Source organism: Dyella sp. (assembly GCF_035503745.1).
Classification (GTDB): domain Bacteria; phylum Pseudomonadota; class Gammaproteobacteria; order Xanthomonadales; family Rhodanobacteraceae; genus Dyella_B.
In genome coordinates, this window is sequence record NZ_DATJTC010000006.1 from 32,677 (window position 1) to 48,287 (window position 15,611).

Consider the following 15,611-nt stretch of genomic DNA (forward strand, 5'->3'; position numbering starts at 1 on the left):
ATCTCTCCCCCTTGGAGGCGATGCATGAAAGGCGCAACCGTGTTCGTGAAAGCGCTGGAAGCCGAAGGCGTGCGCAGCATCTTCGGCGTGCCGGGTGAGGAAAACCTGGATGTCGTCGAAGCTCTACGCGATTCGTCGATCCGGCTGATCGTCACCCGCCACGAACAAGCCGCCGGCTTCATGGCGGCCACATGGGGGCGGCTGACCGGCGAAGCCGGCGTTGCGCTGTCCACCCTGGGCCCTGGCGCGACCAACCTGGTCACCGCCGCCGCCTACGCGCAGCTCGGCGCCATGCCCATGCTGATGATCACCGGTCAGAAACCTATCCGCACGCACAAGCAGGGTTTGTTTCAACTGGTCGACGTCGTGGACATGATGCAGCCGCTGACCAAATACACCCGGCAGGTGGTTTCCGCCGCGACCATTCCAGCCCGCGTGCGCGAGGCGTTCCGGCGCGCCGAGGAAGAACGCCCCGGCGCCGTGCACCTGGAATTGCCCGAGGACATCGCCCGCGACGAGGTCGAAGAGGTGATCCTGCTGCCCACTGAATACGCCCGCCGCCCGTCGCCCGACGATGCCGCGCTGATACAGGCCGCCGAGGCGATCAGCAACGCCAAGCACCCGATCCTGATGATCGGCGCCGCCGCCAATCGCCAGCGCACCGCCGTGGCGTTGCGCGCATTCGTGGACAAGCTTGGCATTCCCTTCTTCACCACCCAGATGGGCAAGGGCGTAATCGACGAAGAACATCCGCTATGGCTGGGCAACGCCGCGCTGTCCGACGGCGACTTCGTGCATCGCGCGATCGACGCGGCCGACGTGATCATCAACGCCGGCCACGACGTGGTGGAAAAGCCGCCCTTCTTCATGCATCGCGGCCGCCGCACGGTAATCCACATCAACTTCTCCTCTGCCGAAGTGGATTCGGTGTATTTCCCGCAGATCGAAGTAGTGGGCGACATCGCCCACACCATCGAGCGCCTGACCGATGCACTTGCCGCCCAACCGCATTGGGACTTCACGTATTTCGACAAGGTGCGCCAAGCCTTTCACGCACAGCTGGGCCTGTATGCGGACGATGCGCGTTTCCCCATGCATCCGGTACGCATCGTGGACGACACCCGCAAATACATGCCCGACGACGGCATCCTGTGCCTGGACAACGGCATGTACAAACTGTGGTACGCGCGCTACTACAAGGCGCGCCAGCCCAATACCGTGCTGCTGGACAACGCGCTGGCCACCATGGGCGCCGGCCTGCCCTCGGCGATGGGGGCGAAAATGGTGTATCCGGATCGCAAGGTGCTGGCGATCTGCGGCGACGGCGGCTTCATGATGAACGCGCAGGAGCTGGAAACGGCGGTACGCCTGAAAATGGACCTGGTGATCCTGCTGCTGCGCGACGATGCCTACGGCATGATCCGCTGGAAGCAGGCCGAGATGGGTTACGCCGACTACGGCATGCAGTTTGGCAACCCCGATTTCGTCCGCTTTGCCCAGGCGCATGGTGCGCAGGGCCATCGCCCCGAACATGCCGGGGAGTTTCTTCCCACGCTCAAGCGCGCCTTCGAGGAAGGCGGCGTGCACCTGATCGACCTTGCCATCGACTACTCCGACAACCATCGCATACTCGACGAAGAAATCCGTCGACTCAGCGCAGCCGTCTGATTTTCGGGAGTGACCGTGCTGGACAAAACCTACCCCTACTACCTGGCCAACCAGGCGCAAACTTCCAAGACGATGATGGACGTCTTGGATAAATTCAGCGGCAAGGTCGCCACGCGCGTGGCGGTGCCCGATGCGGGCGCCACCGAAAAAGCGATCAAGGCGGCGGTCAAGGCAGCCGCCCCGATGAGGGATTTCCGCCCCTGGGCGCGCCAGGCCGTGCTGCAGCATTGCGCCAAACGCTTCGAGGAGCGCAAGGACGAACTCGCGCTGGCGCTGTGTATCGAAGCGGGCAAGCCGATCAAGGATTCCGCCGGCGAAGTGACCCGCCTGATTGAAACCTTCCGCATCGCCGCCGAAGAAGCGGTGCGCTTGAACGGCGAAACCCTGAACCTGCAACTAGCGTCGCGGCTGGACGGCTATCACGGCTACACCAGGCGCGTGCCGGTGGGGCCGGTGTCGTTCATTACGCCATTCAACTTTCCCTTGAATCTTGTCGCGCACAAGGTCGCCCCGGCAATTGCGGCGGGCTGCCCCTTCGTGCTCAAGCCGTCCGAGAAAACACCGATCGGCGCCTTGATCATGGGCCAGATCCTGGCCGAAACGGATTTGCCCAAAGGCGCATTCTCCGTGCTTACCCTGGACGGCAAGAGCGCCGGACCGCTGGTGGAAGATCCACGCCTGAAGCTGCTTTCGTTTACCGGCGGACAAATCGGCTGGGACCTCAAAGCCCGGGCCGGCCACAAGAAAGTGACGCTGGAACTGGGCGGCAATGCCGCCTGCATCGTCGACGGCGACCAAAAATCGCGGCTGGACAAAGTGATCGACCGGCTGATCTTCGGCGCGTTCTACCAATCGGGCCAGAGCTGCATCAGCGTGCAGCGCATTTACGCGCACGAATCCCTGTACGACGAGCTGAAGAAGCGCCTGGTCGATGCGGTGAAGAAACTCAAAGCCGGCGACCCCAGGAAAAAAGACGTCTTCCTCGGTCCCATGATCGACGAAGCGGCTGCGCAACGCCTGCAAGGCTGGATCGACGAAGCACAAAAAGCCGGCGGAAAAATCCTGTGCGGCGGCAAACGCAAGGGCAACATGCTCGAAGCGACCTTGATGGAAAACGTACCCGGCGATGCCAAGGTCAATCGCATGGAAGCCTTCGGACCTTTCGCGCTGATGGCGCCCTTCAAGCGCATCGGCGACGCGATCGCCATGGTCAACGACTCCGATTTCGGCCTGCAGGCCGGCATCTTCACCGACAGCCTGGACCACGCCATGCGCGCCTGGAACGAACTGGAACAGGGCGGCGTGGTGGTCAACGACGTGCCCAGCTTCCGCGTGGACAACATGCCCTACGGGGGCGTGAAGCTTTCGGGCATTGGTCGCGAAGGTGTGCGCTATGCGATCGAGGACATGACCGAAATCCGCTTGATGGTGATGCGCGAGGTTTAGGGTCTTTCCATACTATTGACGTGGTCCACGCCAATAGTGTGAAAAGGCCCTAATGCACATCGACAGGATTGCCGGCATCACCGGCAACCTGACGCAACCGATTTACATCGCGCAGCGGCGGCGCGCCGTGCTGGCGGCTGTATTCGCGACTGAATTGGGAAGGGCTTTCGTAGCCGACACGATGCGCGGCGGTGGCCACGTCGCAGCCTTCGGTCAACAGCAAGCGCCGCGCCTCATGCAAGCGCAGTTGCTTTTGATACTGCAGCGGGCTCATGGCGGTGATTTCGCGAAAGTGATGGTGCAATGACGAGGCGCTCATGTTCACCATGCTGGCCAGGTCGCTGATGCGCAGCGGCTTGTTGTAATGCTGCTTGAGCCATTGGATGGCGCGCGCAATCTGCTGCCCCTGCCCGCCCACCACCGCGATCTGCGCCAGGCGCGCACCCTGCTCGCCGGTGAGCAGGCGGTAGATCAGCTCGCGCTCGATCAGCGGCGCCAGCAGCGGCAGGTCGCGCGGCTGATCGAGCAGCCGCACCAGGCGCAGCAGCGGATCGAGCAGATCGGTGTTGAGCGCGCTCAGCGCAAAGCCACGCGCCGTCGCCGCCGCCGGCTTGGGCAATTTCACCTCGGACAACCATTCGCCGATACGGACCGGATCCAGCCGCAGCGTGATGCACAGGCAGGGCTCATCGGGCGAGGCGCGCATCACCTGCGCGGACACCGGCACGTCGATGGAATTGATCAGGTAGTGCCCGTTTTCCTGTTCGAAGCGCTCGTCCCCGAACAGAATGTGCTTGCTTCCTTGCAACAGCAGCCCCAGGCAGGGCTCGTACATCACGCAGCTGCGATCGTTGGGGGTGTCGGCGCGGAAGAACGACAATGCCGGCCACGCGGTGGCAACAACCCCCTCAAACTGCGTGTATTGTTCAACGAGAACTGTCAATTCCTCGCGATCAAGCTCCAGGCGCGAGAGCGGCATGGTGGGCTGTGGCCATGTATTCATGGGAAAGACACCAAAATGAGACTCGCCAAGCTTGCCTGTTCCTGCGAGCCAAGGCGAGAGCCTGAATCTGACTTTGCAGGATCGGGCAAGCATTTCGCAGGATCCGGCTACATGCTCGCGAGCCTGCTGCGCATACTTGTCAGTCATTGGCTTCCCCCCCGCTTCCTGGAGATCAACATGCCCGTCAGCATCCGCGGCTACGCTGCTCAATCGGCCACCTCCCCCATGGCCCCGTTCCAGTTCGAGCGGCGCGACCCGCGCGCGGATGACGTAGTGATCGACATCCTGTATTGCGGCGTCTGCCATTCGGACCTGCACCAGGCCCGCAACGAATGGGGTGGCACCCACTATCCGCTGGTGCCCGGCCACGAAATCATCGGCCGCGTGGCCGCGATCGGCGCCAAGGTCACCGGCTTCAAGCCCGGCGACATGGTGGGCGTCGGCTGCATGGTCGATTCCTGCCGGCACTGCGATGCCTGCGCCCAGGGCCTGGAGCAGTACTGCAAGGAATTTCCCACCTTCACCTACAACAGCACCGACCGTCACGACAAGCAGCGTACCTACGGCGGCTATTCGGAGCGCATCGTGGTGTCAGACAAGTTCGTGCTGCGCGTGCCCAGCGGCCTCGATGCGAAATCCGCCGCGCCATTGCTGTGCGCGGGCATCACTACCTGGTCGCCGTTGCGCCATTGGAAAATCGGCAAGGACCACAAAGTGGCCGTGGTCGGCCTGGGCGGATTGGGCCACATGGGCCTGAAATTCGCCAAGGCGATGGGCGCGGACGTCACCCTGTTCACCCGCTCGCCCGGCAAGGAAGAGGAAGCGCGCCGCCTCGGCGCCGATCACGTGGTGCTTTCCACCGATCCCAAGCAGATGGAAGCGGTAGCCAGCCACTTCGACTTCATCCTCGACACGGTGCCTCATCCGCACGACCTTGGACCTTACCTTGCCACGCTGAAATTGAACGGCGTGCACGTGCTGGTGGGCCTGGTCGAACCGATCGAGCCGACGGTGCACTCCGGTGCGCTGATTTTCGGCCGCCGCTCGATGGCCGGCTCGTTGATCGGCGGTATTGCCGAAACGCAGGAGATGCTCGATTTCTGCGCGCAGCACGGTATCAGCGCCGATGTTGAAATGATCGACATGCAGGACATCAACGAGGCTTACGCGCGCATGCTCAAGAGCGACGTGCGCTACCGCTTCGTGATCGATCTGGCTTCGCTGAAAAACGCCGCCTGAGGGCTCTTGCGGACCGGATGCGCCAAAGTGCATCCGGTCACCCCGGCAACGGGTCAAGGCGCCCCGTTGCGGCTGGGCGGCGCGTTCCATCCCATCGCGTCGTACACGTGATACGTAGCCAGCCCCATGTATTCGTGCAGCGCCAGATCCGTCAGCACCAGGTTCAGGCTATTGGGGATCCAGGTTGGCCGGATATCCACGTAGTCGCCGCGTACGGGTATGGGGTGCATGCCGAAATGCGCGAAGAAAATCAGTGCGCGATCGAGGTGCGTCGCGGAGGTCACCAGCACCAGCCGCTGCGGCGCATAAGCATCGATCAAGGGACGCACGAATTGGGCGTTCTGCCAGGTGTTCATGCTGCGCGCATCCAGTTGGATGTCGGCGCCGTCGGCACCCAACCGCTGCAGGACCTTGGCGTAGGAGGCCGCCTCGGACACGCCGTTGCGATAAGCATCGCCGCCGCTCACCACGATTTTGCAGTCGCCGCCGCTTTGCTTGCAGGCGTGGTAAAGCGCATAGGCTTCCAGCATGCGGCCATTGGCGAACAAGGTAGGCTCAACCGACCCACCTTCCACCACGCGCGTCGTACCCGCGCCCAGCAGCACGATGGCGTTGCGCGACGCCCAGGCAATGTCAGGCCGCTTGGCGTACGGCGCCTGCAGATGATCCAGCAAGCACGCCGGCAACGGACCGCATCCCGCCGACAGGAACAGCACCAACGCCAATCCATACAAAAACCACCGGCAACGCCGCCAACGCAGGCGGCCAAGAGCGTAGCCGGCCAAGCACAGTACCAACAGCAAAAGGATCATGCGTATACCCCCGTTAACCTGTGAAGCCTAACGCAAGCGACAATAGGTCTCCCAGAACCTGGCTTGTGTACCAGCACGACATGAACCTCCCGTTGCACTCGCTTGTGGCGGCCTGCCGGCATAGTGAAGACATCCGCAAGAGCCGCTTCCTGGCCCAGGCCGCTCCGGTCGAAACACCGCAGCAGGCATTGGCCTGCGTGCAGCAGGTGAGCGACCCGGCGGCGACGCATAACTGCTGGGCTTACCGCATCGGCCAGGATTACCGTTTCAACGATGACGGCGAACCCGGCGGCACCGCCGGACGGCCGATCCTGCAAGCCATCGAAGGCCAGGGTATCGACCGCGTCGTGGTGGTGGTAACGCGCTGGTACGGCGGCATCAAACTCGGCGCTGGCGGCCTGGCGCGTGCGTATGGCGGGACGGCTGCCGAATGCCTGCGGCTCGCCGAGCGCGTGCCCATCGTGGCGATGGCGCGACTGGGCGTGCATTGCCAATTCGCCGATCTCGCGCGCATGAAGGCACGCCTGAAAGAACTCGGTGCGCAGATCGAACAGGAGCTGTTCGACGTATCGGGCGTCACCCTGCATCTGCGCCTGCCGCAGGAGCGGGTCAGCGAAGCTAAGCTGCGCATCAGCGACATCAACCGTGGCCGCAGCGACGCCTACGCCTTGGAATGAATTGTCCGCCATGGCTATCCTGACCCCGCCGCCAGCCCCTTGTGGGCGCCGGGGAGCCCTTGCCGCATGCGCGGCCTGTCGAAAACGCCGCAATTGAATCGCCAGCGCCTAGCCCCATGTCGAATCGGTCCGTCCCGCGCCGAGAGCCTATGAGCACCACGCCAGCAAACGATCCGAAGCCGCCGCGCCGCCGCATTGGCGCCCTGCGCCTGCTGTGGCCGTTCGTGAAGCCGCACCGCATGCTGGCGGCGGGGTGGCTGGTATTTCTCACGATCTCCTCCGGTGCCACGCTGGTGCTGCCCACCGCGGTCCGGCACATGATCGACCACGGGTTTCGCAACTCGAGCACCACCGCGATCAACAGCAGCTTCCTGGCCTTGTTCCTGGTGGCGCTGGTGATGGCCTTTGCCTCCGCGGCGCGCTTTTACTGCATCAGCCTGCTCGGCGAACGCACGCTGGCGGACTTGCGCGCGAAGCTTTACGCGCATGTGATCCGGCTGGACGTGAGTTTCTTCGAGCGCAATCGCGTCGGCGAGCTGATTTCGCGCCTGGGCACGGATACCGAAGTGGTGCAGGCGCTGGTCGGCTCGGGCGTCTCGGTGGCGTTACGCAGCGCGGTGATGCTGATCGGCGCCACGGCGGCGATGATCTGGACCAGCCCGCGCCTGGCCGGCCTCACCGCGCTGGTGATTCCCGCGGTGGTGCTGCCGATCCTGATCTTTGGCCGCCGCGTGCAGAAGCTTTCGCGCGCCAGCCAGGATCGTCTGGCCGATGCGGCCGCCATCGCCAACGAGACACTCAACGCCGCGCAAGCGGTAAAAGCCTATGCCCGCGAAAGCATCGAAAGCGACCGCTACGGCGGCGCGATCGGCCGCGCGTTGGCCACCGCGCGCCAGCGCATCGGCACGCGCTCGGGGCTCACTGCGGCGGTGATCACACTGTTCTTCGGCGCGATTACCCTGGTGCTATGGATGGGTGCGCGCGACGTGCTGGCCGGGACGCTCGACGCCGGCGTGCTGGCCCAGTTCGTGGTGTACGCGATTTTTTCCGGCGGCTCGATGATGGGCTTGTCCGATGTCTGGGGCGACGTGCTGCGGGCCGCTGGCGCGATGGAACGCATTGGTGAGCTATTCAGCGAAGAGGCCACCATTGCCGATCCGCCCCATCCCGCGGCGCTGCCCCGCCGGGTAAGCGGGGCGCTGCGCTTCGAAGGCGTGGAGTTTCGCTATCCCACGCGCCCCGACGCACCGGCGCTGCACGATTTCAACCTGGACATCCGCCCCGGCGAAACGGTAGCGCTGGTGGGCCCCTCGGGCGCCGGCAAGAGCACCGTCTTCGCGCTGTTGCTGCGCTTCTACGATCCGCAGCGCGGCCGCATCAGCCTGGACGGTGTCGATCTGCGTGCGCTGGCCCTGCCGCAACTGCGCGGCGCGATTGCGCTGGTGCCGCAGGAAACCGTGCTGTTCAGCGGCTCGGCCGCCGACAACATCCGCTTCGGCCGGCAGGATGCCAGCGACGAGGAAGTGCACGCCGCCGCGCGCGCCGCCGAAGCCAACGACTTCATCCAACTGCTGCAGGACGGCTACGCCGCCGAGCTGGGCGAGCGCGGCGTGCGCCTGTCCGGCGGCCAGCGCCAGCGCATTGCGATTGCCCGCGCCATTTTGCGCGATGCGCCGCTGTTGCTGCTGGACGAAGCGACGTCGGCACTGGATGCGCAATCGGAAGCCGCCATCCAACAGGCACTGGAACGTCTGGAAAAAGGCCGTACCACGCTGGTGATCGCCCATCGCCTGGCGACGGTGCAGCGCGCCGATCGCATCGTGGTGATGGATGGCGGACGCATCGTGGCGCAAGGTACGCACGCAAGCCTGTTGGCCGAGGGTGGCCTCTACGCCGAATTGGCGCGCTTGCAATTCGTGGCCTGAAAGCGGCGCTTTTTACCGCGCGCAAAAAGAGAAAGCCTTGCACAAGGCAAGGCTTTCCCGGACTGCATGATGACGCGTTGATCAGACTGCGAGTTCGACCCCGGAAGCCTGGGCGCCCTTGGGGCCCTGGGTCACTTCGAACTTCACACGCTGGCCTTCCTGCAGACTACGGAAGCCCTTCGCATTGATAGCCGAGAAGTGGACAAATACGTCCTCCCCACCGTCCTCGGGTGCGATGAAGCCGAAACCCTTGGCGTCGTTGAACCACTTGACCGTACCGAAACGCATTGCGTGAACCTCTGAATCTAAGGACTGGATGCACCAAGTCGCTGCGAGAACCACCTCTACCCCTAGGTCCACCGCCCCCTGGCACAGGGAAAGTATCTGCATGTTTCAGGCAAAAGCGCAATATGCGCCTGCGTTTGGTCCCGTACAAGCCCCGCCCGGCTGCTTAGCTTTTGAGCAACTGCGCAAGGATCGGCGGCACCGAGGCGGTGGCCGCCGCCAGATGGGCGAAGATCTCCTCGATGCTGATTTCAGCCTCGTCGCCGCAACCGGCGGCATAGTTGGCGACCAGCGCCAGGCAGGCGTAATCGAGCTCAAGCTCGCGGGCCAACGCCGCTTCGGGCATGCCGGTCATGCCGACCAGATCGCAACCGTCGCGTTTCATACGTGCGATTTCCGCCCGGGTTTCCAGGCGCGGCCCCTGCGTGGCGCCATAGCAACCGCCGTCGATCACGGCAATGCCGGCTTTTTGCGCTGCAACGAGCAGGTCCCGGCGTAGCGACGCCGTGTAGGGTTCGCTGAAATCGATGTGCCTGACCTCGGCGCCTTCGACGTCGCAGAAGCTGGTATAGCGTCCGTGGGTGTAGTCGATGATCTGGTCGGGCACCACCAGCACGCGCGGCCCCATGTCCAGCCGGATGCCGCCGACCGCATTGATGCCGATCACGCGGCGCGCACCCAGATGGTGCAGTGCCCACATGTTCGCCCGGTAGTTCACCCGGTGCGGCGGCAAAGTGTGGCTTTCGCCGTGGCGGGCGAGAAAGGCCAGGCGGCGGCCGGCGAAGTCGCCCATCACCACGTCGCCCGAGGCCGGGCCATACGGCGTATCGACGCTATGCCGGGAGGTGTTTTCAAGGCCCGGGAACTGATAAAGGCCGCTGCCGCCGATCACGGCGAGGTCGATCGCATGGGTCATGGATGTGCCCGATAGTTGACGCTTGCAAATGCAAATTGGGGAAATGAAACGCTGGCGGGCTTTATTCTTTCAGCGCATAGATGGCGGGAAGATTACGTCCCTGCTCGTGATAGTCCATGCCGTAGCCAAACACGTAGCGGTCGGGTAGCTCAACGCCGTTGAAATCGCTTTCGATGCCCGCCACCCGGCGATCGTGCCGCTTGCTGCACAGGGTCGCCACCAGTACGCGCCTGGCGCCGCGGCGCAGGCAATCGTCGCGCACGGCCTTGAGGGTATGGCCTTCGTCGAGGATATCGTCAACCAGCAACACCACTCGCCCTGCGAGCGGCACGGCCGGTTCGCGCAGCCAATGCAGGTCGCTGCCCGAGGTCGCGCCGCGATAGCGCGTGGCGTGCACGTAGTCAAATTCCAGGTCGGTGCGAATGGCCAGCGCCAGTTGGCCGCCAAACATCAGCGCGCCGTTCATCACGGTAAGAAATACCGCGCGTTCGCCATCGAGCGCCCTGTCGATATCGCGCCCCATCGCGGCAATCACGCTATCGAGCGCCTCGCGTTCGAACAACACGTCCGAGCGCATCAGCGCGTCGGCCAGGGATGGAGGAGTCTGGGTCATGAGGGTTCCTTAGTGATCCAGCGCGGTAACGCGCGCGACGAATCGATCGCGCTGGGGATTATCCAGTAGACCGGCCCAGGTGGCGCCGATCGCGCCGCGCAGGGTCGCCACGCGCCGCATGCTTGCCTGCGAAGGCGCCGGCATGGCGGCGATCGCCTCCTCCACCACGTCGGGGAAGCAGGCCAGCACCAGGTCGCAGCCGGCCGACAGATGCGCGTGCACGCGTTGGCCCACGCCACCGGCCACGCCCGCGGCGGCCATGCTGATGTCATCGCTGATCACCGCGCCCTGGAAGCCAAGCTCCTGACGCAGGATGTCGCCGATCCAGCGGCGCGAGAAACCGGCCGGCTGCTCGTCCACGGCCGGATAGACGACGTGCGCCATCATCACCGCCTCGGCATGCGCCGAAAACGCCTCGACGAACGGGCGCAGGTCGTTCTGGCGGATGTCGTCGAGCGAACGCGGGTCGATCGCCTGCGCCTTGTGCGTATCCACCGCCACCGAGCCGTGCCCGGGAAAATGCTTGAGCACCGCCGCCATGCCGCCCAGGTGCATGCCGCGCACGTAGGCGTGGATCAGCTCGCCCGCCACTTGCGGATCGGCGTGGAAGGCACGCGTGCCGATCGCCGCGTTGCCGCGCGCAAGGTCGGCCACTGGCGCGAAGCTGAAATCGATACCACTGGCGCGCAGCTCGCTCGCCATCACCCAGGCGTGTTCCTCGGCCAGCTGTATGGCTTGGGATGGATGGCGGTCGTACACCTCGCCGATCCTGGCCAGGGCCGGCAGGCGCGTGAAGCCTTCGCGGAACCGCTGGACGGGGCCGCCCTCCTGATCGACGGCGATCAAGACATGCTCGCCCGCCGCATCCCGGATCGACTCCACCAGCGCCAGCAACTGGTCGCGATGGGCGTAGTTGCGCGAGAACAGGATCACCCCTGCCACGCCGGGCGCACTCAGCCACGGGCGTTCGTGGGGCAGCACCTCAAGACCGGCCAGACCGATCAACAGCATCAGGGCGTTCCTCGCTGTGCGGGCTCCACATCGCTGCCCTCGCGCTCCTTCGCGCTCCAGCTCGCAAAGGGATGCTCCAGCAGGTTGACGTTGTAGTAGCGCGCCAGGCGGCTTACTTCCGCGCCGAGCCATGCCGGATGCGGGAACGACGCATCGGCCGCCGGCAACTCGATTTCCGCCACGATCAATCCGCGATTGTCGCCGTGGAATTCGTCCACCTCGAATAGCCATCCATCCACGGTCACGTGGTGGCGCGTCTTTTCCAGCACACCGTCGCACAACGTGCCTAGCATGGCCTGCGCATCGGCAAGCGGCAGCGGCACTTCGTATTCCGCGCGTGCAATACCCAGTTCGACGGATTTGACATTGAGCCATGCCTGCTCGCCGCAGATGCGCACGCGCACGGATGCGCGCGCGGTGCCGTCGCGCAGGGCGCGCACACCAACCAGATAACCCTGGGCGATGTGCCTGCTTTCGGTGACGGCGCTGCGCCAGGCGTCGCTGGCAACCAGGAATTTGCGTTCGATTTCGATACCCATCGGCGAATCTTACCTGCGCTCGAACAAGGCAATGGATTCGACGTGCGCGGTATGCGGAAACATGTCCATCACACCCGCCGACACCAGCCGGAAGCCGTGCTGGTTGACCAACATGCCGGCATCGCGCGCCAGCGATGCAGGATGGCAGGAGACATACACGATGCGCCCGGTTTCCTTGTGCGGAAGGTACTCCAGCACCTTGTCGGCGCCCGCACGCGGCGGGTCGAGCAGGAGCTTGTCCCAGGGCTTGCGCGCCCAATCGGTGCCGCGCTGGTCCTCGAACAGATTGGCTACTTGGAAGCTGGCGTTGGCAATGCCGTTGCGCTGGGCGTTTTCGGCCGCGCGCCGCACCAGCCCGTGTTCGCCTTCCACACCGGTCACCTCCGCCACGCGGCGCGCCAGCGGCAAGGTGAAGTTGCCCAGGCCGCAGAACAGGTCGAGCACGCGGTCCTGCGGCTTGAGGTCGAGCAACTCCAGCGTGCGCGCCATCATGCGGCGGTTCATGCCGGCGTTGACCTGCACGAAATCCAGCGGCTCAAATGCCAGCTCGACCTCATCCACGCCCTCGCCTGCGGGAATGCGAAACGCCAGGCGGGGATGCTCGGGCCACAGCGGATGCACGCTGCTGACGCCGCCCGGCTGCAGGTAGATCGCAAAGCCATGCTGCTGGCCGAATGCTACCAGCGCCGTACGATCGCGCTCGCTCAGCGGCTTCAAGTGACGAAACACCAGGGCGAGCGTGTCGTCGCCCGCGGCGAATTCGATTTGCGCGATGTCGGCCGCCGCATCCATGCCGCCCACCAGTTCGCCCAGCAGCCCGATCTTGGGCCCGAGCGCGGGGTGCACTACATCGCAATGCAGAATGTCGGCGACGAAGCGCGGGTTGCTTTCTTCGCGAAAGCCCACCAGCACGCGCCCTTTCTTGGCTACCGCGCGAACCGACAGGCGCCCCTTGCGGCGATAGCCCCACGCTTCGTCGGTGAGCGGCGGCAGCCAGTTTTCCGGCTCTACCTTGCCGATACGCGTGAAGTTATCGACCAGTACGCGCTGCTTGGCCTGGATCTGCGCGGCGGCATCAAGATGCTGCAGCGAACAACCGCCGCACTGTCCGAAATGACTGCAGCGCGGCTCCACCCGGTGCGGCGAGCGCTCGATCACTTCGATCGTCTCCGCTTCGTCGAAGTTGCGATGACGCTTGCGCACGCGAAAGCGCACCTGCTCGCCGAGCAAGGCGCCGCTGACGAACACGGTCTTGCCGTCGATGCGGGCCACGCCCCGGCCGTCGTGACTCAAATCGGTGATGGGGGCTTCGAATTCGTTCATCGGCACTCTTGGAAAGCATGCCGCCCGGGTGCAAAGACCCAGGCGAGGCGGGGGTGAAAGGAAGGGGCCACGCACGAGATGGCCCGCAGCCGCCCATGATACCAGCCGGCCTGATCAGCGTTCGGCTACGCCGGCCTGGGAGGCGGCCTTGAGCCGGCGGACAAAGGTGGGCCAGTCGATCTTGTTCTGTTCGCCGACCACATGCACGAACGGCAAGCCCGTGCCTTCGACGATGGTGTAGCCGTTCGCATCGCCATCCAGGCCGCCGAGCGCGCACATGCCGTCCTGCAGGCTGGCGTGGAAACCCATGCGCTTGTAGTTGAAAGCCCTGAAAAGCTTCAGTACCGCGCCTTGCAAGCCGCTGGCCGCGGTTCCGCCCGTGACAATGGAGAGGTTGTTGGCGGCCTTCAGGCTGATTCGCCCGCCATCCTGAGCCTGTAGCGAGGCCTTGAAGGCGACCGGGCTCCCGCCGACGAGCTGCAGGCCATTGATTGAACCGTCCAGCCGTCCGCTGATGCTGCCGAAGTTGAACGTGTCGGTGAGCGCGGCCAGGTCCAACTGATGCAAGGCCAGATCCCCGAACACCACCGGGTTGTCGCTCAACGGTTGCTGCACGGCAAGGTGGCTGAGCACGGCCGTGCCGTTAAATGCCTTGAAGGTGAGGTCGCCATCCATCGCATAGCGCTCGCCCGTCCATTGCAGGGAAGAAATCGTGCCCGCCAGCGTTCCGGCGAACGGCGTCCAGCCAAAGGCCTGGTTGAGCGTGGGCACATCCACGCCGGTCACGTTCGCGCTCAGGTTGAAACGTTGCGCCTTGCCGGCGGCCGGCCGCCACTCCAGTGCCGTCACGTCGGCCTGTCCCTTCCATACCGGAATCGTCAGCGGCGACTGCAGGGTCAGGCTGCCGCCGCGGCTGCGCCAATGCGATTGCGCGGCACCCAGCGCCACGTGGCGAAGCACCAGCTGGTTCCATCCAAACTCGGTCGGCGATCGATCCCCTTGCGCCGACCAGTCCACACCGCCGTGCAAGCCGTTCGCCTGCCATTGGCCGGCACTATCGGCAAGATCCAGTCCATCGGTATGGAAAGCGAAGCTGCGCCACGTGTCGGCCGCGTAGTCCACGTGTCCGTCGAGTTGCCCGGCGATATGCAGGTTCGGCGCCGCGAGGCTGTCGAGCCATGGCAGCCCATAGCGATCGTAGGCGGCCGGAAAGCGCGCCTGGAAACGGTCCAGTTTCAGCTTCTGCAGATTGCCCTTGGCGTCGACCGACAGCGCACCATCGAGCAACAGCGCGTCGGCATCGTCCAGATGCAGATGACTTACGTCCAGGCCGCCGCGCTCCATGGAAGCGTCCATATCCAGTTGCACGTCGTGCGCGGGCAGCCGCGCCAGCACCGGGCCGAACTGCAGCTGGCCGCCGCGGACGCCGCCGTTCAACGACAGCTGCGCGGGGTGGCCGGTGGCGTCCAGTTGATAGCGCGCGTGCACGGCCAATCCGTCGCCCACCACGTCGCCGGCCGGTGTGGCGTACTTCAACTCCGTGACCTGGACGCTGCCAGAGGACTCGAAGCCCTCCTCGCGCACGTCCAGCGCGAGATCGGCATCCAGTTTCCCGCCTCCGATATGTCCCGGCCACACCGCGGCGAGCAGCCCCTGCAGCCAGGCCGCCGGAACGTTCCGCAGGTTGATCTGCGCATGGGTGGGCTGATCGAGCGGAAAAGCGGTGGCGATATGGGCGACGCCCTGGTTGGCATCGACTTCCAGCGTGTTCGCCGCGCCGTCCACCACCAGCTCCAGCTCTGCATCGCCGAGCGCCCCTCCGGGGGCTCCGGCGGCCTGCACGGTGCCGTCGAACAGCCAGCGCAGCTGGATATCGCGCTGGAGGTGGCCGTCCAGCGTCAACCCGACCCGCCTCCAGCCCAGCGCGGGGATATCGGCCCTGGCGGCATGCAGGCGGATCCGCAGGCTATCGGGGTCCGTACCGGGGGCCAGCGACATGCGCACGTCCTGTAGGCTGACGCCGGGCAGGTCGATCTTCTTGGCGACCACCACGGTATCCGCACACGAAGGCATCACCCAGAACAGGCTACAAAGGGCGAGCAGGCATACCAGGGGGCGGCTGAATGTACGAAACATTGAGCACCCATTCTGCCA

14 protein-coding genes are annotated in these 15,611 nt (G+C 64.8%); 5 read left to right on the forward strand and 9 right to left on the reverse strand.

Translation table 11 applies throughout. The annotated features are described in order from the left end of the window. The first annotated feature begins 24 nt into the window (after positions 1-24). Both VME63_RS01695 and VME63_RS01700 read left to right on the forward strand, forming a co-directional pair. A complete protein-coding gene (locus VME63_RS01695) occupies positions 25-1,668 on the forward strand; it encodes an acetolactate synthase large subunit (RefSeq protein WP_325429607.1) in 1,644 nt (547 codons plus the stop codon). Positions 1,669-1,683: 15 nt separating this feature from the next. Beyond that, the gene (locus VME63_RS01700) at positions 1,684-3,114 is read left to right on the forward strand and encodes an aldehyde dehydrogenase family protein (protein WP_325429609.1); all 1,431 of its coding nucleotides are present in this window, start codon (positions 1,684-1,686) and stop codon (positions 3,112-3,114) included. A 49-nt stretch (positions 3,115-3,163) separates the two neighbouring features. On the opposite strand, the gene VME63_RS01705 is transcribed toward VME63_RS01700, so the two are convergent. Continuing rightward, entirely contained in the window at positions 3,164-4,117 is a 954-nt protein-coding gene (locus tag VME63_RS01705; RefSeq protein ID WP_325429611.1) for an AraC family transcriptional regulator, read from the reverse strand. A gap of 177 nt (positions 4,118-4,294) precedes the next feature. Between VME63_RS01705 and VME63_RS01710 the strand changes: the two genes are divergently transcribed. Further along, on the forward strand, positions 4,295-5,356 hold the full coding sequence (locus VME63_RS01710) for an NAD(P)-dependent alcohol dehydrogenase (RefSeq protein WP_325429613.1): 1,062 nt from the start codon (positions 4,295-4,297) through the stop codon (positions 5,354-5,356). Positions 5,357-5,409: 53 nt separating this feature from the next. Here VME63_RS01710 and VME63_RS01715 read toward each other — a convergent pair whose 3' ends face one another. Beyond that, positions 5,410-6,168: a YdcF family protein gene (locus tag VME63_RS01715; protein WP_325429615.1), complete on the reverse strand. Its 759-nt coding sequence runs from the start codon at positions 6,166-6,168 to the stop codon at positions 5,410-5,412. A gap of 80 nt (positions 6,169-6,248) precedes the next feature. On the opposite strand from VME63_RS01715, the gene VME63_RS01720 reads away from it, so the two are divergent. After that, on the forward strand, positions 6,249-6,845 hold the full coding sequence (locus VME63_RS01720; protein ID WP_325429617.1) for a YigZ family protein: 597 nt from the start codon (positions 6,249-6,251) through the stop codon (positions 6,843-6,845). 149 nt (positions 6,846-6,994) lie between these two features. Next, positions 6,995-8,770, forward strand: coding sequence for an ABC transporter transmembrane domain-containing protein (locus VME63_RS01725; protein ID WP_325429619.1), 1,776 nt, complete (start codon positions 6,995-6,997; stop codon positions 8,768-8,770). 81 nt (positions 8,771-8,851) lie between these two features. Here VME63_RS01725 and VME63_RS01730 read toward each other — a convergent pair whose 3' ends face one another. The 7 genes from VME63_RS01730 to VME63_RS01760 form a co-directional block, all read right to left on the reverse strand. Continuing rightward, entirely contained in the window at positions 8,852-9,058 is a 207-nt protein-coding gene (locus tag VME63_RS01730; RefSeq protein WP_115477178.1) for a cold-shock protein, read from the reverse strand. Between the two features lie 163 nt (positions 9,059-9,221). After that, entirely contained in the window at positions 9,222-9,971 is a 750-nt protein-coding gene (locus VME63_RS01735) for an S-methyl-5'-thioinosine phosphorylase (protein ID WP_325429621.1), read from the reverse strand. Positions 9,972-10,032: 61 nt separating this feature from the next. After that, positions 10,033-10,584 (reverse strand): hypoxanthine-guanine phosphoribosyltransferase, encoded by a 552-nt coding sequence (locus VME63_RS01740; RefSeq protein ID WP_325429623.1) that lies wholly within the window; start codon positions 10,582-10,584, stop codon positions 10,033-10,035. Between the two features lie 9 nt (positions 10,585-10,593). After that, a complete protein-coding gene (nagZ, locus tag VME63_RS01745) occupies positions 10,594-11,595 on the reverse strand; it encodes a beta-N-acetylhexosaminidase (protein ID WP_325429625.1) in 1,002 nt (333 codons plus the stop codon). Then, the gene (locus tag VME63_RS01750; protein WP_325429627.1) at positions 11,595-12,134 is read right to left on the reverse strand and encodes a CYTH domain-containing protein; all 540 of its coding nucleotides are present in this window, start codon (positions 12,132-12,134) and stop codon (positions 11,595-11,597) included. The genes nagZ and VME63_RS01750 overlap by 1 nt, the downstream gene beginning before the upstream one ends. Before the next feature lie 9 nt (positions 12,135-12,143). After that, positions 12,144-13,457, reverse strand: a complete 1,314-nt coding sequence (gene rlmD / locus VME63_RS01755; RefSeq protein WP_325429629.1) for a 23S rRNA (uracil(1939)-C(5))-methyltransferase RlmD — start codon at positions 13,455-13,457, stop codon at positions 12,144-12,146. Positions 13,458-13,571: 114 nt separating this feature from the next. After that, positions 13,572-15,593 (reverse strand): hypothetical protein, encoded by a 2,022-nt coding sequence (locus tag VME63_RS01760; RefSeq protein WP_325429631.1) that lies wholly within the window; start codon positions 15,591-15,593, stop codon positions 13,572-13,574. Positions 15,594-15,611: the final 18 nt, after the last annotated feature.